Annotated in this window: 20 protein-coding genes and 3 tRNA genes; 12 read left to right on the forward strand and 11 right to left on the reverse strand. The window is 70.0% G+C overall.

The genetic code is table 11. From position 1 onward, the window contains the following. Nucleotides 1-52: 52 nt before the first annotated feature. The 4 genes from ABD332_RS38295 (at nt 53) to ABD332_RS38310 (ending at nt 2883) form a co-directional block, all read left to right on the forward strand. Nucleotides 53-925 (forward strand): LysR family transcriptional regulator, encoded by an 873-nt coding sequence (locus ABD332_RS38295; protein ID WP_344508038.1) that lies wholly within the window; start codon nt 53-55, stop codon nt 923-925. A 124-nt stretch (nt 926-1049) separates the two neighbouring features. Continuing rightward, nucleotides 1050-1793 carry a lytic polysaccharide monooxygenase gene (locus tag ABD332_RS38300; protein ID WP_344508040.1) on the forward strand — a complete coding sequence of 248 codons (744 nt, stop codon included), beginning with the start codon at nt 1050-1052 and terminating at the stop codon, nt 1791-1793. 59 nt (nt 1794-1852) lie between these two features. After that, on the forward strand, nt 1853-2428 hold the full coding sequence (locus ABD332_RS38305; protein WP_344508042.1) for a DUF305 domain-containing protein: 576 nt from the start codon (nt 1853-1855) through the stop codon (nt 2426-2428). A 77-nt stretch (nt 2429-2505) separates the two neighbouring features. Continuing rightward, a complete protein-coding gene (locus tag ABD332_RS38310; RefSeq protein ID WP_344508044.1) occupies nt 2506-2883 on the forward strand; it encodes a hypothetical protein in 378 nt (125 codons plus the stop codon). 11 nt (nt 2884-2894) lie between these two features. On the opposite strand, the gene ABD332_RS38315 is transcribed toward ABD332_RS38310, so the two are convergent. After that, the gene (locus ABD332_RS38315; protein ID WP_344508046.1) at nt 2895-3422 is read right to left on the reverse strand and encodes a hypothetical protein; all 528 of its coding nucleotides are present in this window, start codon (nt 3420-3422) and stop codon (nt 2895-2897) included. A gap of 114 nt (nt 3423-3536) precedes the next feature. Here ABD332_RS38315 and ABD332_RS38320 point away from each other — a divergent pair, with 114 nt between their 5' ends. From ABD332_RS38320 to ABD332_RS38335, 4 genes are all read left to right on the forward strand, one after another. Then, nucleotides 3537-4760 carry an FAD-binding protein gene (locus tag ABD332_RS38320; RefSeq protein ID WP_344508048.1) on the forward strand — a complete coding sequence of 408 codons (1224 nt, stop codon included), beginning with the start codon at nt 3537-3539 and terminating at the stop codon, nt 4758-4760. 10 nt (nt 4761-4770) lie between these two features. Beyond that, entirely contained in the window at nt 4771-5559 is a 789-nt protein-coding gene (locus ABD332_RS38325) for a fumarylacetoacetate hydrolase family protein (protein ID WP_344508050.1), read from the forward strand. Nucleotides 5560-5633: 74 nt separating this feature from the next. Then, a tRNA-Gln gene (locus tag ABD332_RS38330) sits at nt 5634-5705 on the forward strand. 67 nt (nt 5706-5772) lie between these two features. Next, a tRNA-Glu gene (locus ABD332_RS38335) sits at nt 5773-5845 on the forward strand. Nucleotides 5846-5935: 90 nt separating this feature from the next. Here ABD332_RS38335 and ABD332_RS38340 read toward each other — a convergent pair. From ABD332_RS38340 to ABD332_RS38365, 6 genes are all read right to left on the reverse strand, one after another. Beyond that, nucleotides 5936-7138 (reverse strand): tyrosine-type recombinase/integrase, encoded by a 1203-nt coding sequence (locus ABD332_RS38340; protein WP_344508052.1) that lies wholly within the window; start codon nt 7136-7138, stop codon nt 5936-5938. 251 nt (nt 7139-7389) lie between these two features. After that, nucleotides 7390-7713, reverse strand: coding sequence for a helix-turn-helix domain-containing protein (locus ABD332_RS38345; protein WP_344508054.1), 324 nt, complete (start codon nt 7711-7713; stop codon nt 7390-7392). Nucleotides 7714-8047: 334 nt separating this feature from the next. After that, complete coding sequence (locus ABD332_RS38350) at nt 8048-8464, reverse strand: hypothetical protein (RefSeq protein WP_344508056.1); 417 nt, start codon at nt 8462-8464, stop codon at nt 8048-8050. Then, the gene (locus tag ABD332_RS38355; protein ID WP_344508058.1) at nt 8461-9963 is read right to left on the reverse strand and encodes a DUF3631 domain-containing protein; all 1503 of its coding nucleotides are present in this window, start codon (nt 9961-9963) and stop codon (nt 8461-8463) included. Before ABD332_RS38355 ends, ABD332_RS38350 begins: the two co-directional genes overlap by 4 nt. Nucleotides 9964-10103: 140 nt before the next feature. Next, nucleotides 10104-10988 (reverse strand): bifunctional DNA primase/polymerase, encoded by an 885-nt coding sequence (locus ABD332_RS38360; RefSeq protein ID WP_344508060.1) that lies wholly within the window; start codon nt 10986-10988, stop codon nt 10104-10106. A gap of 167 nt (nt 10989-11155) precedes the next feature. Next, entirely contained in the window at nt 11156-11509 is a 354-nt protein-coding gene (locus tag ABD332_RS38365) for a hypothetical protein (protein WP_344508062.1), read from the reverse strand. Nucleotides 11510-11659: 150 nt separating this feature from the next. Between ABD332_RS38365 and ABD332_RS38370 the strand changes: the two genes are divergently transcribed. The 4 genes from ABD332_RS38370 to ABD332_RS38385 all read left to right on the forward strand — a co-directional run bounded on the left by ABD332_RS38370 (nt 11660) and on the right by ABD332_RS38385 (nt 14316). Further along, complete coding sequence (locus tag ABD332_RS38370) at nt 11660-11857, forward strand: hypothetical protein (RefSeq protein ID WP_344508064.1); 198 nt, start codon at nt 11660-11662, stop codon at nt 11855-11857. A 117-nt stretch (nt 11858-11974) separates the two neighbouring features. Then, nucleotides 11975-13219, forward strand: a complete 1245-nt coding sequence (locus ABD332_RS38375; protein WP_344508066.1) for an NsdA family TPR-like regulatory protein — start codon at nt 11975-11977, stop codon at nt 13217-13219. Nucleotides 13220-13333: 114 nt separating this feature from the next. After that, nucleotides 13334-14029, forward strand: a complete 696-nt coding sequence (locus tag ABD332_RS38380) for a hypothetical protein (RefSeq protein WP_344508067.1) — start codon at nt 13334-13336, stop codon at nt 14027-14029. A 197-nt stretch (nt 14030-14226) separates the two neighbouring features. Next, a tRNA-Glu gene (locus ABD332_RS38385) sits at nt 14227-14316 on the forward strand. A 1452-nt stretch (nt 14317-15768) separates the two neighbouring features. On the opposite strand, the gene ABD332_RS38390 is transcribed toward ABD332_RS38385, so the two are convergent. From ABD332_RS38390 to ABD332_RS38405, 4 genes are all read right to left on the reverse strand, one after another. After that, nucleotides 15769-16575, reverse strand: a complete 807-nt coding sequence (locus tag ABD332_RS38390; RefSeq protein WP_344508069.1) for an ABC transporter permease — start codon at nt 16573-16575, stop codon at nt 15769-15771. Then, nucleotides 16572-17477 carry an ATP-binding cassette domain-containing protein gene (locus ABD332_RS38395; RefSeq protein ID WP_344508071.1) on the reverse strand — a complete coding sequence of 302 codons (906 nt, stop codon included), beginning with the start codon at nt 17475-17477 and terminating at the stop codon, nt 16572-16574. The genes ABD332_RS38390 and ABD332_RS38395 overlap by 4 nt, the downstream gene beginning before the upstream one ends. Before the next feature lie 119 nt (nt 17478-17596). After that, nucleotides 17597-18088, reverse strand: a complete 492-nt coding sequence (locus tag ABD332_RS38400; RefSeq protein WP_344508073.1) for a hypothetical protein — start codon at nt 18086-18088, stop codon at nt 17597-17599. Nucleotides 18089-18099: 11 nt separating this feature from the next. Further along, nucleotides 18100-18264 carry a hypothetical protein gene (locus ABD332_RS38405; protein ID WP_344508075.1) on the reverse strand — a complete coding sequence of 55 codons (165 nt, stop codon included), beginning with the start codon at nt 18262-18264 and terminating at the stop codon, nt 18100-18102. Nucleotides 18265-18280: the final 16 nt, after the last annotated feature.

The raw sequence follows: 18280 nt of genomic DNA on the forward strand, positions 1-18280 counted from the left end.
TCCCCGCCGCGGCGTCCAAGACCGGTTCGCTGCCGTCTGATAAGCCTGGCTTATGGAACTGCGGCGGCTGCGGTACTTCATGGTCCTCGCCGAGGAGCTGCACTTCACGCGGGCGGCGGCCCGGCTGCGCATCGCCCAGCCGGCGCTCAGCCAGCAGATCCGCGTCCTGGAGCGGGAGATCGGTGCCCGGCTGGTCGAGCGGGGCCGCGGCGGCTGCGCGCTCACCCCGGTCGGCGCGGTCGTCGCGGCGGAGGCGGTCACGCTGCTGGCGGAGGTCGCCGCCGCCGAGGAGCGGATCGCCGCGGCGGTGCGCGGGCAGGGCGGGCGGCTGCGGTTGGCGTACACGCGATCGGCCCGCGGCGGCAGCGTCGACGAGCTCGTCGAGCGGTTCCGCGCCGCGCACCCCCTCGTGGAGGTCGTGCCGGAGACGGGCTGGACCGCGCCCAACGTCGCCGGCCTGCTCGCGGGGCGCTACGACGCGGCGTTCGTGCGGCCACCGGTCGACGACCCAGGCATCCGGTGGCTGCCGATCGGCACCGAGGAGCTGCTGCTCGCGCTGCCCACCGGGCACCCCCTGGCCGCGCGCCGCCGGGTGCCGCGGGAGCTGCTGCGCGGCGAGCCGGCGGTGATGTGGCCGCGCGACAACGGCCCCGGCATGTACGACCGGATCGTCGCGCAGGTCTGGCCCGGTGGCGGCTTCGTGCTCGCCCGGCACGAGCCGGACGACGAGCAGCTGCTGCGCTCCGTGGCGGCGGGCGGTGTGATCGCGGCGGTGCCTTCGGGGCGCGCGACGGCGCTGCGGGTGCCCGGCGTGGTCCTGCGCCGGTTCACCGGGGCGCCGCCGACCGTCGACATCGGCCTGGCGTGGGCCGCTTCCAGCAAGAATCCGGCGGTCCGCGCCCTGGTCGCGCTCCTGTCGCCTTAAGGCCGGCTGGACCCTACCTTAAGTGAGAGCGCTCTATCGACCGATCTCCATAAAGGTTATTTACTGTTAACAATCCTTCCTTTACATTGGCCGCATCACCCCCACTGCACGAAGGGAGCGATCGATGCGAAGAACGATCGCGCTGGTTCCACTGGCGCTCGGCGCCATCGCCACGTCACTGCTCGCGTCCGCTCAGCCGGCGGCCGCTCACGGTTACGTTTCTTCCCCTGCCAGCCGCCAGGCGATGTGTGCCCAGGGCCGGGTCGCCAACTGCGGCGAGATCGTCTACGAGCCGCAGAGCGTCGAGGGCCCGAAGGGCCTGATGAGCTGCAGCGGCGGCAACAGCCGGTTCTCCCAGCTCGACGACCCCAACAAGGGCTGGCCGGCGACCGCCGTCGGCAACTCGGTCACGTTCAACTGGGTGCTCACCGCCCGGCACTCCACCAGCACCTGGGAGTACTTCGTCGGCGGCACGCGCATCGCGGTCATCGACGACGGCGGCCGCCAGCCCGGCGCGACCGTCTCCCACACGGTGAGCCTCGGCGGGCGCACCGGCCGGATCATGGTCCTGGCCCGGTGGAACATCGCCGACACACCCAACGCCTTCTACTCCTGCGTGGACCTGCAGGTCGGCGGCGGTGGCGGGAACCCCACCCCGACGCCCACCCAGCCCTCCCCCACGCCGACCGTGAACCCCACCCCGACCCCGACCACGCCGCCCGCGGGTGGCACGTGGGCGGCCGGGACCGCGTACAAGGCCGGTGACCGCGTCACGTACGGCGGCGCCACCTACCAGTGCCGCCAGGCACACACCGCCATCGCCGGTTGGGAGCCGCCCAACGTCCCGGCGCTCTGGCAGCGCGTCTAGCTCGATGCTCGCGGGGGTGCCCGTCCGCCGGGCACCCCCGGTTCCTGGAGGAGGAACGGATGCGATTCCTAGTACTGGTCTCGGCGTTGCTCCTCGCCGGCTGTGCCGCCGCCCCGGCGCAGCCGGCCCCTCCCGGCGCCGCCGGTGCCGCCGGGGCCACAGCCTCGTCCCGGGTCTTCAACGACACCGACGTCATGTTCGCCCAGATGATGGTCGCCCATCAGGCGCAGGCGCTCGCGATGGTGCGCCTGGCGCGCACCAAGGCGGTCCGCGAGGACGTGCGGACCCTGGCCGCCGCGATCGACGTCACCGAGGCCGACGAGACCAAGACGATGCAGGTCTGGCTCCAGTCGTGGAGCCAGCCCCCGACCGCCGCCCCCGACTCCCACGCGGGCCACGGCGGCGCCCACGGCACGAACGCCGACGACATCGCCGCCCTCGCCACCTTCGACGGCACCGCGTTCGAGCAGCGCTTCCTCAACATGCTGGTCGCCCACCAGCACAACGCGGTCGAGATCGCCCGCATGGAGACCGGCTCCGGCGTCAACCCCGGCGCCCTCGACCTGGCCAAGCGCATCACCGACTCCCGCACCGCCGAGATCCAGCAGATGCTGCGCTATCTGGAATCCCCGTAACACTCCCGGGACCCCGCCGCGTATCGACGCCCATTACCTTGGGTGTCGACGACGGCTTCGGCGGACGGGGGTCTGCAATGCTGACACGAAGCAAGGTGTGGCTGGTCGCGACGGCGGTCGCGGTGATCGGCCTGGCCGCCGGGCTCGGGGTCCGGTGGCTGACCCGCGGCCCCGCCACGACCACGACGCCGATCGCGTCCGTCGCCACCGCCTCCGGCAACAGCCCTGAGCTGGAGGTGTCGCTCACGTACTCCAGCTGCGACGCGCTCGACCACATCGACGTCGCCGAGGACGCCCGGACCGTCACCCTCACCGCCCACCTGCGCTCCAGGGCCCCGGGCTCCTGCGGCACCGTCCCGACCACGACGACGTCCACCCCGGTCCCCCTGAAGGCCCCGCTCGACCGCCGCACCGTCGTGGACGGCGCCACCGGCTCGCCGATCCGGACCGGCTGACCGCTCCCGCCCTAGTCGCAGCCGATGCCGTCGCCGTCGCGGTCGAGGTCGTAGACGTCGTCGCCGATGACGCGGACGGGGCCCTGGACGTATGACGGGCCGTTGCCGCTGCCGCCCTTGCAGTCGACGTCGACCGGGTCGTTCGGCACGCACGGGGTGTAGTTCGGGTTGCAGTTTCCGGCGGGCTTCGTGGTCGCCTTCGTGGTGGGCGCCTTGGTCGGCGCTTTTGTTGCCGGGTTCGTGGTGGTGGGCGCCTCGGTGACGGGGTTGCTCGCCGGGTTCGTGGTGGCCGGGCTTGTAACGGGTGGTGTCGTCGCCGGGGCGCTCGTTGTGGTGGGCGTGGCTTCGGCCGCGGACGTCTGCGGCAGCGCGAGTGCGCCCGTGCGGGCCACGTCGCGGGTGTCTTCCGGGCGCTCGGCGCCCGCGCCGATCGCGGCGATGCCGCAGATACCGACGACGAACACCACGAAGGCGACCATCGCGATGGTCGGGGCCCGGCCGGAGCGCCGGCCCCGCTGGTTGATCGGCGGTTGAGTCACCTCGCGAAGTCTGCCGCCGGCGCCATCTGGCGGACAGTAGCCGAACGGACGCGTCTGGTGAGATCGACGGCTGATCGCGGCCGCGAACGGCGGGGCGTGCATAGACTCGGGCACATGAGCATGACCAACTGGGCGGGGAATCTGACGTTCGGCGCCGCCCGGGTGCATCGTCCGTCCACGGTGGACGCGGTGCGGGAGATCGTGGCGGGGGCGGAGCGGGTGCGGGTGCTCGGGTCGGGGCACTCGTTCAACGACATCGCCGACACGCCGTCGGATCTCGTGAGCGTGGCGGGGCTGCCGGCCGAGCCGCGGATCGACGCGACGGCGGGGACGGTCACCGTGGCCGGCGGGGTGCGGTATGGCGAGCTGGCCACGTTCCTGGACGCCGAGGGTCTCGCCCTGCACAACCTCGGGTCGCTGCCGCACATCTCGGTGGCGGGGGCGGTCGCCACCGGCACGCACGGGTCCGGCGCGGCCCTGGGCAGCCTGGCGACGGCCGTGGCAGGGGTCGAGCTGGTCACGGCCGGCGGGGAGCTGGTGCGGCTGGAGCGGGGCGACCCCGACTTCGCGGGCAGCGTCGTGGCGCTGGGCGCCCTCGGCGTGGTGGTGGGTGTGACGTTGGAGGTGCGGCAGTCGTACACCATCCGCCAACACATCTTCGAGCACCTGCCGCGGAAGGTCCTCGACGCCCGCTGGGACGAGATCGCGACCGCGGCCTATTCGGTGAGCCTGTTCACCACCTGGGCGGGCGACACGGTCGATCAGCTGTGGCTCAAGCTCGCCGACGGGGAGGAGCCCGACGGGTTCGGCGCGGTGCCGGCGACGCGGCCGATGCACCCGATCGCCGCGATGCCCGCGGTCAGCTGCACCGAGCAGGGCGGCGTGCCCGGGCCGTGGCACCGGCGGCTGCCGCACTTCAAGCTGGAGTTCACGCCGAGCAGCGGCGAGGAGCTGCAGAGCGAGTTCTTCGTGGCGCGGCAGGACGCGGTGGAGGCGTTCGCCGCGGTCGAGCGGCTGCGGCACCTCGTGACGCCCGTGCTGCAGATCTCCGAGATCAGGGTCGTGGCGGCCGACGATCTGTGGCTGAGCCCGACGTACGGGCGGGACAGCGTGGCGCTGCACTTCACCTGGATCAAGGACGCCGCGCGGGTCGAGCCGGTCGTCGCGGCCCTGGAGGAGGCGCTGGCGCCGCTGTCGCCCCGGCCGCACTGGGGCAAGGTGTTCCACCACGCGGCGCGCCCGTCGCGCCTCGCCGACTTCCTCGCGTTGCGTGACCGGCTCGACCCGGACCGCAAGTTCAGCAATGCGTTCGTGGAGCGGCATGTGGCGGCGGAGTAGATTTCACGGCGTGCGTATCGCTCGTTTCGCCCACAGCAGTGGCATGTCGTTCGGAGTCGTCGAGGGCGAGCCCTCGGCCGGGCTCGCCGGGCTCACCGTCGCGGAGATCGAGGGTCACCCGTTCGGGGAGCTCCGGTTCACCGGTCAGCGCTGGGCCGTCGCCGACGTGCGGCTGCTCTCGCCGATCCTGCCCAGCAAGGTGGTGTGCGTCGGGCGCAACTACGCCGACCACGCCGCGGAGCTCGGCAACGACGTGCCGAAGGAGCCGCTGCTCTTCCTGAAGCCCTCCACGTCGGTCATCGGCCCCAACGACGCCATCCGGATCCCGCCGCAGTCGCAGCAGGTCGAGCACGAGGCCGAGCTGGCCGTCGTGATCGGTGTCACAGGCGCCCGCCGCGTCGACCGGGCCGGCGCCGCCGCGGCCATCTTCGGCTACACCGCCGCCAACGACGTCACCGCCCGCGACCTGCAGCGCAAGGACGTGCAGTTCACGCGCGGGAAGGGCTTCGACTCGTTCTGCCCCATCGGCCCCTGGATCGTCACCGGCCTGGACGTCAGCGACGTCGAGGTCCGCTGCGAGGTCAACGACGAGGTCCGCCAGCTCGGCCGCACCAAGGACATGGTCTTCGACGTGCCGACCCTTGTGTCATATGTCTCACACGTCATGACCCTCCTCCCTGGCGACGTGATCCTCACCGGCACCCCCGCCGGAGTCTCCCGCATGGTGGCCGGCGACGAGGTGACCGTCACGATCGAGGGCGTCGGCGCGCTCACCAACAAGGTCCTGACCTTGGAATAGGCGTTTTTGCGACAACCGATTTGGCCTGGTGCGTTCGCTCCGGTAAAGTTCTCAACCGGCGCCAACAGCGCCGATGGGGTATGGGGTAATTGGCAGCCCAACTGATTCTGGTTCAGTTAGTCTAGGTTCGAGTCCTGGTACCCCAGCACCGCAGCAAGATCGCGGTGCTGTATTGTTCCACCGCACGACACAGCAACAAAGAGCAAGACCTGGGGCCCCGTCGTCTAGCGGCCCAGGACGCCGCCCTCTCAAGGCGGTAGCGCCGGTTCGAATCCGGTCGGGGCTACAGTCCGCAAAGCGGCTGGTCAGAGGGATGTTACCTCCGGCCAGCCGCTTTCGTTTGCGGTTCGGTCAGACGGCCGCAGTCAGCGGATCGTCAGCGGGGGTCATCGAACACCCCCGTCACGCGGCCGTGGTACTCGCTGGGCGCGTGGGTGTAGAGGTTCAGCGTGGTCGAGGTGCTCTCGTGCCCCATCACCGCCCTGACGATGTTCACCGGCACGTTGTCGGACACCAGCCACGTCGCGTACGAGTGCCGAAGGTCGTGGAAGTGGAGTCCCCCGGCCGCGTTCATGACGACGTGCTCGACCGCTTCCCGCTCGGCGCCGAACTCCTTCGCGTGCTCGATCCCCTCCGTGTCAGGCCAGGAAGCGAGCCACGCGCCGGGGCGGGGCTCCGTCACCCCGCCGAGCAGTCCGGCGCGCACGAGAGCAGGCCGCCATACCTGCCGCCGGAACGTCGAGCGCAACAGCGGTTGACCGGAACGGCTGGTGAACAACAGCGCGGTCGGCCTCGGTTGGCCGGCCGCCGCACGTAGCTGCGCCAGCTCGGTCATTAGGAACGCGGGCAGCGGGATCGAGCGCACGCCCGCGCGGGACTTCGGGTAGGGCTTGATGCTGCGCACTCCCCCGGACTCGATGACGACCTGGACCACGCGCACGCGACCGGCGTCGAGGTCGACGGCGCCCCACGCCAGCCCGGCCGCCTCGCCCCAGCGCAACCCGGTGCCCGCCGCCAGCGCCACGAGCGCGCGGTAGTTCGGGGCCGTGGCGGGTAGCAGCCGCTCGAAGAAGTCGGCGCGGCTGAGCGCCTGTGCGGGGCGGCGCGGCTTGTGGGTGCTCGGGAGGTTCACACCCTTGCAGGGGTTGATCCCGATCAGCCGGGCGTAGATCGCGGAGTCCATGACCATCGACAGCACGCCGAAGCACTTGGCGACCGAGGCCGGTGCGAGCTTGCGGCTGAGGGCGTTCACCCACTCCTGCACGGCGCGGTGGTCGATGTTCGCCAGCGGCCAGCTGCCCCACTGTGGCAGCACGTGGATCCGCATCACCGACAGCGTCCGCTCGTGAGTGCGCACCTCGACATGACGGCCCGCGAGCCACCCCTCAGCGTGCTTGGCGAAGAGCAGCTTGCCCACCTGCGGGTCGATGTAGGTGCCGTGGTTCTTGCTGCTCTCGATCTCGGCGAGGAACGCTTTGGCTTCCTTCTGGGTCTTGAATGTCTTGGCCTTCTGGTTGTTGGCGGGGTCGCGCCAGTTGGCGCGGAACTTCCCGGACGGGGTCGGGGATACGTGTCCCATGGTGTCGAGCACTCCTCAGGTGTCGTGACTGAGCGTGTTTTAGGGCGCAAGGGATCGCGGAGCGTCGCTAGCAGCAGCCAGGGGGTCAGATTCGGCGTCCTGGCGCGATTCGGGCTGTTTTCGCTGGTGGGCTGCTAGGTGCTAAGCGCCTGATGGGGTACGGAATTTGGTGCTAGCGGAGGTGCTAGCGCTAGCGGGGAGGGGTGCTAGCGCTAGCACCGATCGCCGGGCGTTCCGTGGATGCTTGTCGGCTACGCGCCGTGACGGGTGCGCTCTCGGCCGGCCGCGCGGTCGAGGGCCGCCAGTTCGCGGCCGAGGTCGTCGGTGCTGGCGGTGGGCAGGTCGTTGAGCCACGTCTCAAAGCGGCGCACCGGGATGACCCATCGGCCGCCGAGCTTGATGGCGGGTATGTCGCCCTTGCGGACGAGGGCGTACGTGCTGCCGGTCGAGAGCGAGAGCAGTTCGGCGACCTCGGCGACGGTGTAGACCGCGCGGGTAACGGTCGCGGGGGTAGCCCGCTCGGGGGCGTCGGTGGCGTTGCCGCGCGGGGTGAAGGGCAGGACGTTGCTGGACATGGGGTGGATCTCCCTCGTGGGTAGCGGTAGCGGCGGCCGGTGGGCCGGAAGTGCCGTGGAGGTCGGGTTTTCGGGGTGCGGGCAGCGTCGGCGCTACCCGCTACCTCGGGCCGTTCGTCCTGATCAGGGCGGTAGCGGCGCGGGTAGCGTCGCCGCTACCGGGTAGCGGCGCGGGGGTGGCGTCTGAATGCCGCTCCGACGCCGTTTCAGGGCCTGTTTCGGGGGTGCCGTTACCGCCTGCCTCGGCGACGTCGGCGCTGGTCGGATGGCGGATCGGCGGGTAACGGCAGCGGTAACGCGGGCGTTACCGGTCCCGCTGCCGTTACCCGTGCCGTTACCTCGGTTCGGGGATGCAGTCGTCGCAGAGGGCGTAGGCGAGCAGGACGGGGCCGAACGCGGCGACGCTACCGGTGAGCAGGGCTGCGGGTCGGTGGCATCGGTCGCAGGTGCTGTCGTCGGGACCGGGGTCGAGGGCGGGCAGGCAGTCGAGGCAGACGAGCAGCCCGGGGTGCCACGCGGCGGCATGCAGCAGCTGCGGCGCGGCACCGATGTGGGGGCAGCAGCGGGCAGTGCGGTTGACGATCGCCGCGCGGATCGCGGTGGCTTGGGATGCGAGCCACTCGGTGGGCGGGTTGGCGTCGAGGACCGCGCGGCCGTGGGTCGCTGCGCTGGTGAGGACGTGCCGCGCGTGCGCGGTCGCGGCGCCGAGCTGGTCGGCCAGGGCGACGGGGTGCAGGGTGCGGGCGTTCATGCTGCGGCTCCTTCGCCGGCGCGCGGCCGAGCATGGCCGCTGTAGTCGGTGACTGCGGTTACCTCGGTTACATGCCTGGTCAGACCGGTAACCGCAGTGAGCGGCGTAACCGCCGCATCGGTTACGTGGCCCTTCGCCGTAACCGCAGTAACCGACGGCTGATCGGCCCGGTTACCGCCATGACCTGCGGCGTAACCGCTGTCACCGCTGTCACCGGACACGGTGGGCAGGTACCGGTCCCACGCGTCGGCCAGGCCGACATTGCCGGTCGTCGGGTAGGTCGTGTAACCCTTCGACGGTCGTCCGTCCGTGTCGCGAATCGGTGTCGGGCCGACGCCGTAGCGGCCGAGCTCGCGCGCCAGGCGCCGCGCGTCGAGCGGCTTGCCGCCAAGGTCGGCCCATGGCGCTTCCTCAAGGCCCGTGAGCGCTTCGAGCAGCTCCACGGTCGGCATCCGGTCACGCCCGTTGTAGAGCGTCCGCATGTCCGCGAGGAGTCGCGTGCCGAACGTCGGCGCGCTGGCGGTCGCCAGGACGAAGTACTCACACGCGCCGCGTCCGGTGTCCGGCCATTGCCCGCCCGCCGCGTCGGCGACCGCGAGGAGTGCCTCCCAGACCTCGGCGGGCCGGTCGACCACGCCGGGCGGCATCTTCGGCTCGGCGTCGGCGAGGACCTGGGCGACGTCGGCGACCCACGTCCCGAGGCGCTCCCGCAGGGGCGCAGCGTCGCGCTCGGCGAACTTCTCCCGGAACGGCTGGACCGTCTCCCCCGACGCCCGGCGCCGCATGTGGATGGTCACCGACCGGGTGGTGATGGTCGAGGGCATGTTCCCCGCCAGACCGGCCAGGGCGACCGGCGAGAACACCGGGAACCGTTGCACCGCCATGGCTTTGGCGTCCCCGACGCACCGGGCGATGGTCGCGCCGCGCTTGTACCCGGCGTTGAGCATCGCGCGGAGATCCTCGTAGTTGCCGCCGTTCTTCGGGTTGAAGATCGCATCGACCTCATCGAAGAGGATCGTGTGCGGCTTCTCGTTGATCAGCCGGAACAGCGCCGCCGTCGACGCCGAGATGGTCATCTCAGGGTTGCGGCAGAGCAGGTTCAGCAACTCCAACACCCGCGTCTTGCCGGACCCCGGTTCGGCCGAGTCGAGCACCAGGCGCGGCGTGACGTAGAAGCATCCAGCCGCGTGGGTGTGCGCGGCCCACAACGTCACCGCGGTGAGGGCGTGCTCGGTGGGAAAGGCGACGTATCGGGCGATGAACGCGGCCACCTCGTCCAGCACCGCCGCCCCGTCGACCGGCATGCCGGTCTGGTCGAGTTGGCTCACGGGCTCACCTGCTTTCGTTGTCGGTTGCGCGGTGGTGAGGTCGGTCCAGCCGGGCGGGAAGCCCATCAGCCACTCGACCCACTCGGGGTTCGGCCGGCCGCCGATGACGTCGGGCAGGTTGAGCCCGTTCTTGCGGTACTCCCGACGCTGGGCGATCGTCTCGGCCTTCATGGCGCCCCGACCCGCGTCGGCCGCCTTGGGCGTCGGCCAGGTCGAGCACGCCGACGTGTGCTTGTGGCCGCCGGACCATCGCGCCAGGTCGGCGAGCGACGGCGCCGTGCCCGGGTGTCCGGCACCCGTGGGCGGCGCGTTCACGTCGGACCTCGGCGGCTACGCGGCGAGCGTTGACCGGCGGTCAGACCCGACCGGATCGTGCGGGCCGCCTCGCGCTCACTGAGTCCGGCCGAGGCCGCCGCGCGCTGCAACGCTGTCGACACGCTGTCGACAGACAGCACGCCCGCCCCGACGAGCTGCCCGAGGCTGAACGCGGCCCGGTTCAGCGCGTTGTTCCGGCCGGAGTCCGGCGGCATGGCCGCGACCGCGTCGCACTCGCGCCGTAGGGCCGCATCGGCGTACGGGTCGACACGGTTGGCGTGCCACGCCCGCGCGGGGGTGGCACGCGGAGCCTGCGGTGCGAGCGCCTCCAGCAACCCGACCGGCGCAGGCGGCACGAGCGTCGGGAGACACCAGAACGGTTCGTTCAGCCACGCGTACTGCTCACCCGAGGTGTGCACGGACGGCGGCAGGACCACGTACCCCGCCGTGCCGCGCCAGTCGCAGCCCGGCACGAACTTGGTCCGGTTGCCGTGTCCGGTCGGCGCCACGAACACGTGCGTCCCGCCGGACCCGGTGCGCGCGGCCGGCCAAATCGCGGCCCGTCCGGCGAGGTACCTGTCCAGCAGCGGTCCGGCGTCCGGCACGTCGATGTCCCAGACGTCGAACCGGTGGCCGGTCGCGGCGCCGACGTTCGCGGTCGGCCACCACCGCCACCACCGCGCCACGACGGCCAGATCGGTGCTGGCGCCGTGGACGCCGTTCGGCGTGCGGGGGTGCTTGCCGGGCCGGTCGCAGTCCGAACGGCCGCACGCGCACCGGCCGTCGCGAACCTCGTACAGGGGAAGGACGGGCACGCCCGCCAGGGCGTACGTCTCAGCGGCGTTGCGGAGCAACGCTTGCAGGTCAGCGCGTAGCGCCATATCTGTTCTTGCTCCTCACAGATCGGTCTGCATGGCCCGCCCCAGGGCAGCAGCAACCCGCCGCGCGGGGTGCGCGGCTGCTTGCAGGGCGGGATCGAGCGGAGGTGACCGGCGCGCGGCCTTGGTTCCTAGCCCAGAGGGCCGCGCGCCGGAAGCTCAGCGGCGCGTCAGGCCACGTAGTAGGCGAACTCGCCGTCGTCGTTGACGGGGGCGGTCAGCGGCAGCGAGCGGTGCTCCTGCTCGGCGACGAGGGCCTGGGTCGCCTCAACGACGCCGCCCATGCAGTGGCACCCGACGTCGAAGCCGTTGCAGGTCTCGCACACGATCCACAGCGACGCCCGGTGCATGGCGACGCACTGCTCGGAGGTGCACCACCGCGTCATGCAGTAGATGCAGACGTTCGCGTTGTTCAGCCGCATCGGCTTCACCACCGCGTGGGCCGCCGAGTACGGGCCGAACGGCACGAGCACTCGATCGGCGCTGTCCTGGACCGGCGGGGCAGAGATAGGCTTGACCAGCATCTTCGTGTCCTTCCAAGGGGAGACTGATGCGCTGGCCTCGGTAGGGTTGCCGCCCTGCCGGGGCCGTCTTGCTGAGCTAGACGCTACACGGCTAGCCGCTAGCCGTCTACCCGTATCTACGGTAGCCGTCCAACCGGTACGCTTGTCGACATGACCGACCTCGATCGTCTGCGGGCCGCCGCCGACAGCGTCCGCGCAGCCACTGAAGCCCTTGACGTCGCGCGGGCCGACCGCGACAAGCTGATCCGCGACGTCCGCCAGTCCACGACGCACACCGTGCCCGAGATCGCCGATGCCGCTGGCGTCTCGCAAGCAACCGTGAAGACCGTCATTCGCGGCCTGCGCTGAGCACTGGATGTCATAAGACGAGAAAACCCGACAACCAGGCCGATCGACAGGTGTCACCGTAGTGACACCTGATTGTCACCAGTTGATGTCACCGGGTAGACGGGGATACTTGATCGCATGGCCGACGAGCATGGCGACGCCGCAGATACACCCGGATGGTCCCGCCGAATCCGTGCAGAACGGGCGGCCCGGGGATGGTCGCAGAACCAGGCCGTAGAGGCGCTACGCGCCCACGCTGGCGAGAACGCCCGCCTAGCCGAGAAGTCGAGCCTTCTGCGGAACTGGAAGCGTTGGGAGGCAGGCGATGCAGAGCCTGACGCCTTCTACAAGCCCTTGGTAGCCGAGACTTTCGGCACCGTCACTGCCGCGTTCTTCCCCGCATCGCGCCCCGAACCGACCGCCATCCTCGGCAACACCGGCATGGACACCCTGGAGATCATTTCGAGGCTGCGCGTCTCGGACGTCTCGCCTGCGGTGCTCGAAGGCATGCACGCCGCCGTGGAGCAGCTGAACAACGACTACTCGCACATGGAGCCGGCCGTTCTGGTCGAGGAGGGTCAGCGGTGGCTCAACCGGCTGATCGCCCTGCACGACGGCAGGCTGTCCCTTGAGCAGCACCGCGAGGTGCTCTCGCTGGCAGGCCAGGTCGCGCGCCTGGTCGGCTGCGTCGAATATGACATGGGGCGCAAGGCCGCCGCCGAGGCCACCCGCCGCGCGGCTCTCACCCTCGGCAAGGAATCCGGCGACAGCGACGTTGTGGGCTGGGCGCACGAGATGCGCAGCTGGTACTCGCTGACCGAAGGCAACTACCGCGCCGCCATCGCTGCCGCACGAGCAGGTCTGGAAGCTGTCGGCCCAGGGCACAGCGTCACTGTGCAGCTTTGGGCGCACCAAGCGAAGGCATGGGCTCGCATCGGCGACCGCCGCCAGGTCGAGGTAGCCCTCGACAGTGGTCGTGCCGTGCTGGAAGCCTTGCCGTATCCGGAAAACCCGGGCAACCACTTCGTCATCGACCCGGAGAAGTGGGACTTTTACACGATGGATTGCTACCGCCATGTAGGCGAGGATCGCTTGGCATCCACATATGCTGAGGAAGTCATTCGGACCTCGACGACACCTGACGGCATCATCAGGAAGCCCATGAGGGTCGCAGAAGCCCGAATCACGTTGGGTGTTGTCGCTGCGCGTGAAAACGACCTGGAGGCAGCGCTTGCCGAAGGTCGCGCAGCACTGGCTGGCAATCGCCAATCTCTTCCCTCGCTCGTTATGCACTCCAGGGAGCTTGCCGCCGAGTTGACGGCTCGCTTTCCCGGCAACGCCCGTGTCGCAGAATATGTCGATGAGCTTCAGAGCCTGCGGTAGCTGGGCCTCAGGTCGCACATCGACTCCGGAGGAATGCGGCGGAGTGGAACGGAATACCAGGGTGGGTTCGACTCGACGCCGAACCTGCGTCGACCGTTCATAAGGATTGCATCCATGGCAAAGACCACCAAGCGGCAAATTCTCCAGACTATCGCCAGTGAAGCAGATCTCAAGGGTTTCCAATTCCATGACGATACGCTTATCTTCGGCGAGGGGCCAGTAAAGCATGCCCTTGAGGTTTCCTACGACAAACACGGTCCCAACTTACTGGGCTGGACCGTGTTCGCTTTTGATGAAGTTGCTGACCCCATCTTTTCGCGGTTCGGCGGTGTACGCGTGGAAATCTGGCGGCCGGACCGATCTGCCGAAGTGGCGGGCATCAGAACGCCTACCGGGTATCGGTACTCATGGTCGAGTGGCGGCGAGGCTCCTTCGGTTAGCGATCTGATCTCCGATGTAAAAGAGTACGCACCAAGCGCCATTTCCTTCGCTTCCGGCCGGCGCGATCTTGCCGATTTACTTCTCGCTGAGGCAAATATTTACCGGGGCGATGTATGGGCATTTCTTCCGCCGGGCGCTCGACCGTCGCGTCTAGTTAAGGCAATTGCACTTGGGCGGATTGCCGATGATTCCACTATTGAGCGCAAGGCGATGGATCTTCTTGAATGCGAGGGGGAACGGAACATATCCTGGGAACCTGAGCGCCCTTACCTCTTTCGTGAAGCCGTTAAGGACTGGGCTAAGAGGTATGGAGCAGCTTCAGGCGTAGATCTAAGTGATGTGATTCGGAGTAGTCGGAGACGTCGGTGAGGCATGCGGCGCTGTGGCCAGCGGTCGTCTGCGCAAATCCCGTGGTCCGCGTATCGACGTAACCTCGGCAAACAATGTCCCTCTTCAGCGATGAACCGGTCACGTAGCAGTAGCGGGCACCAGTCAGCAGAGAGTCAGCCAACCCCTTGCAGCCCGCTGACAACGAACCGCAACAGACGACAGCGCCCCCACGCTTTGGCAGGTCTTTACAGCGGTTTTCTGCCCACCGAGATTCCTGCTACCGCGCTCTCAAGGCGGTAGCGCCGGTTCGAATCCGGTCGGGGCTACAGTCCAATGGGTCCACCCTGTTCACGGGGTGGGCCCGTTCCCGTTTGGTGGACTTTCGCGTCCCCCGCGCAGCGGCTGCGCCGCCGCTCCCCAGTGGGGGATTCTCACCCCACGCCCCCAATGCTCCGCTTCGCGTCGCACCGCTCGCTGCGCATCGCGGGGGCGGGGCTTGCTTCGCATCGCCCCGCTTTGGGCGCCCGCCCAGCCGGAACGCCCCCTCCCGTCCGGTCTTCCCCACGTCGCCACCCTGTCCGCGTTCTTTGGTCATCGCGTTGGCCGGGCCGTCTGGCACCGTCGCGGCTGGCCCGCCCGGGATGGGACACGCCACCCAGCCCACACCGCAGGGGGCAGCACGCCGCGCAGGCCGCTCCGCACCATCACGGCCAGGCCACCGCCCCGCACCATCACGGCCGGCTCGCCACCCGGTATCGGACACGCCACCCAGCCCACTCCACACGGGCCAGCACGCCGGCTGACCCATCCCGCACGGGTCACCGGGCCGCTTTGCTGGCTTCAGGGGCGACGATCGCACCGCTGCATCAGCACCGCACGGGGGCGTCATGCCGCGTGGGCAACATCGGACTACCACGGAATCGGCCCTCACCGCACGAACCACCACGGCGCGGGCCAGCACAGCGCAGATCAGCACAGCGCATCGCCGCGCCGAGCATCATGGAATCGTCCGCTCAATCCAGGTTGGCTGTCGTGCCGTCCTGCGTCCAACGTGATCCATCCACGCCGGGCCCACTCCACACGGGTCACCGCGTCGCCTGGCCGGCTCTGCATGGGTCATCGCGCCGCTGAGCGGTTTCAGGCCGAACGGTCACGCCGCCGCACCCAACACCGCACGCCGCGCCGGGCAGAACCTGAACACCACGCCGCACGAACCATCACGGCGCGGAGCGTCGCCGCGCAGGGTGGCACGGCGGCGGGCCTCGCGGTGTAGGGCGGCGCAGCGCAGAGCGTGGGAGCGCTTGCCCAAGTCCAGACGGGCCGTTGTGACGGCGCTCCGTCCGGCGTGATCCATCCCCGCATGGCCGGCCACGCCGCTCAGCGGGTGCAGGACCGGCGACTGTGTTGCCCTGGAGCGTCCGGGAGCGACGATCACGGCGTGCCGGGTCGCGTGGCGCGCAGTCGCTCAGATCGCCTGGCGCGCCGTCTGGCGGCGTTTGAGGGCGGTGACATGAGCCAGGCCGTCCGTGACGGCGTACGGCCTGGCTGAGGCCGCTGTGGGCCGGGGGAATCAACCCCACCATGCCGTCGCCAGCCAACGCTGCACCACACCGCACCGCGCCGGCGGGGGCGTCGCACTCGCCTGGGAAGTATGGCCGCTGCGCGCTGCTGGGGCCAACACCGTAGAGCCCGACTGGTCCGCTCAACCGAGGGGCCCGCCCCGGCCGGTCCGATACCGGAGGGGGCGGGCGGCATCTGGCTGGTGTTGGTGGGTGGGGTCAGGCGTCGCGCTTCTTGAACAGGTAGGCGGCGACGAGCAGGAGCAGGGCGGTCCAGCCGGCGAAGACGGCCAGGCCCTGCCACTGGGTCAGCAGCGGGTCCGGGGGCAGGGTCGGCTTGTAGATGAGCTGGCCCGCGTTGGTGGGCATCCAGGCGTGGATGTGGGCGCCCCACGTGCCGGGGAGCAGGGCGGTCAGGTTGGAGACGACGAGGATCAGGCCGAGCACGCCGGTGATGGCGCCCGCGGTGTGGCGGATGATGGCGCCGAAGGCGAGGGCGAAGAGGCCCAGCACCGTCAGGTAGAGGCCGGCGCCGAAGACGGATCTGGTGATGCCCGGGTCGGAGAGGGCGACCGGGATGTGGTCGGACATGATCCAGCGGCCGGTGAAGAAGGCGGCGAAGCTCAGGAGCTCGCCGACGGCGAACATGAGGAGCGCGAAGACCAGGACCTTCGCGGACAGGACCAGCAGGCGGCGGGGCTGGGACTGGAGGGTGGAGCGGATCATGCCGGTGGTGTACTCGGCGGAGACGACCATGACGCCCAGGACGGCGACGATGAGCTGGGAGATGAAGACGGGCTGGTCGATGATGATCTGGAGGGGTTCGGCGGCCAGGGCGGCCTGGTCCTGCGGCGAGAACTGCGGCCACTGGCGCATGAGGAGCCAGGCGATGAGCGACATCAGGCCGACGGAGATGGCGGCCATCGCCACCAGGGACCAGGTGGTGGAGCGGACGGTGCGCAGCTTCGTCCACTCGGAGCGCAGCAGGCCGTCGAAGCCGGCGCGGCGGGCCGTCAAAGTCGTCATCGGGTCCCCCGGTATTCGACGCTGTCCTTGGTGAGCTCCATGAACGCCTGCTCCAGCGACGCCTGCAGGGGCGCCAGCTCGTGCAGCCGCAGGCCGTGCGCGAAAGCCAGGTCGCCGATGTCGCGCATCGGCAGCTCCGTGACGAGCAGCGAACCGTCGGGCTCGGCGACGGCGGTGGCGCCGGCCGCTCGTACCAACGCCGCCAACGTCGACACGTCGGGCGTGCGCACGCGGGTGGCCAGGACCGAGTTCTGCTCGATGAACTCCTGGACCGTGCAGTCGGCGATCAGCCTGCCGCGGCCGATGACGAGCAGGTGGTCGGCGGTCAGCGACATCTCGCTCATCAGGTGCGACGAGACGAAGACGGTGCGGCCCTCGGCGGCGAGGGACTTCATGAGGTTGCGGATCCAGAGGATGCCCTCGGGGTCCAGGCCGTTCACGGGCTCGTCGAACATGAGGATGCGCGGGTCGCCGAGCAGGGCCGTGGCGATGCCGAGCCGCTGGCCCATGCCGAGCGAGAAGCCCTTCGACCGCTTCCGCGCGACGGCGGTGAGCCCGACGATCTCCAGGACCTCGTCGACGCGGCGGCGTGGGATGTTGTTGGTCTGCGCGAGGCAGAGGAGGTGGTGGTACGCGCTGCGCCCACCGTGGATCGCCTTGGCGTCCAGCAGCGCGCCGACCTCGAGCATCGGGTTGTTGAGGCGGCCGAACGGGCGGCCGTCGATGGTGACCCGGCCGCTGGTGGGGGCGTCGAGCCCGAGGATCATCCGCATGGTGGTGGACTTGCCTGCGCCGTTCGGGCCGAGGAACCCGGTGACCTGGCCCGGCCGCACGGTGAACGACAGCTGGTCGACGGCGACGCGGTCGCCGTAGCGTTTGGTGAGGCCGACAGCCTCGATCATGGTGTGCCTCCCGTTGTAGCTGCAGCGGAAGGTATTCGAGTGTTGCTGTGGCGAGGGTGAGAGGACCTGAGACGGGCCTCAGCCGACCACGAAGACCTGAGACGGGCCTGAGACGGGCCTCAGCCGATCACGTTCACCGCGCGGGCCACGACGAGCAGGACGGTGGCGAGCGAGACGGCGGACTCGACGAGCATGCCGGCCTTGGCCCAGGTGGACATCGGCAGGGTGTCGGTCGGGCTGAACGCGGTGGCGTTGGTGAACGACAGGTAGAAGTAGTCGAAGAACCCCGGCTCCCAGTCGCGGGGCACGAGGTCGCCGGCGGTCATCTGGGCGAAGAGGAAGTCGGGGTGCGGGTTGCTCCCCTCGGCGCGCGCCGCCGGGCCGCCGCGGTCGCCTTCCCAGAACCAGAGGGCGAACACGATGACGTTCGTCAGCCAGATCGCGGCGGCCCACAGCAGCAGGTGCGACGGCGCGATGTGCCCCTGCCCGAACAGCGCCCGCACGAGCAGCGCCGCCGACCACGCGGTCGCGACGCCGAGCAACGCGGCCAGGCCGATGCTCAGCGGCCGCAGGATGCGGGTCTCACGGTTGATCCGCAGCGGGTTGACCACGACGACGCTGATCAGCAGGGCCGCCTCCAGGCCCGGCAGCAGCCAGCGCGGCGGGGCGCCAGGTCGGCCGGCAGCAGCAGGTGCACGGCCACCGCGACGGCGATCGCGAGCGCGGCGGGCCACCGCTGCTCGGCCTCGGTGCGCCGCAGCCAACCCGGTCTCGCATCGCTGCTCACGCGGCTAACGTACCGT

It is taken from the genome of Dactylosporangium maewongense (genome assembly GCF_039531485.1).
In the GTDB taxonomy this organism is placed as follows: Bacteria; Actinomycetota; Actinomycetes; order Mycobacteriales; family Micromonosporaceae; genus Dactylosporangium; species Dactylosporangium maewongense.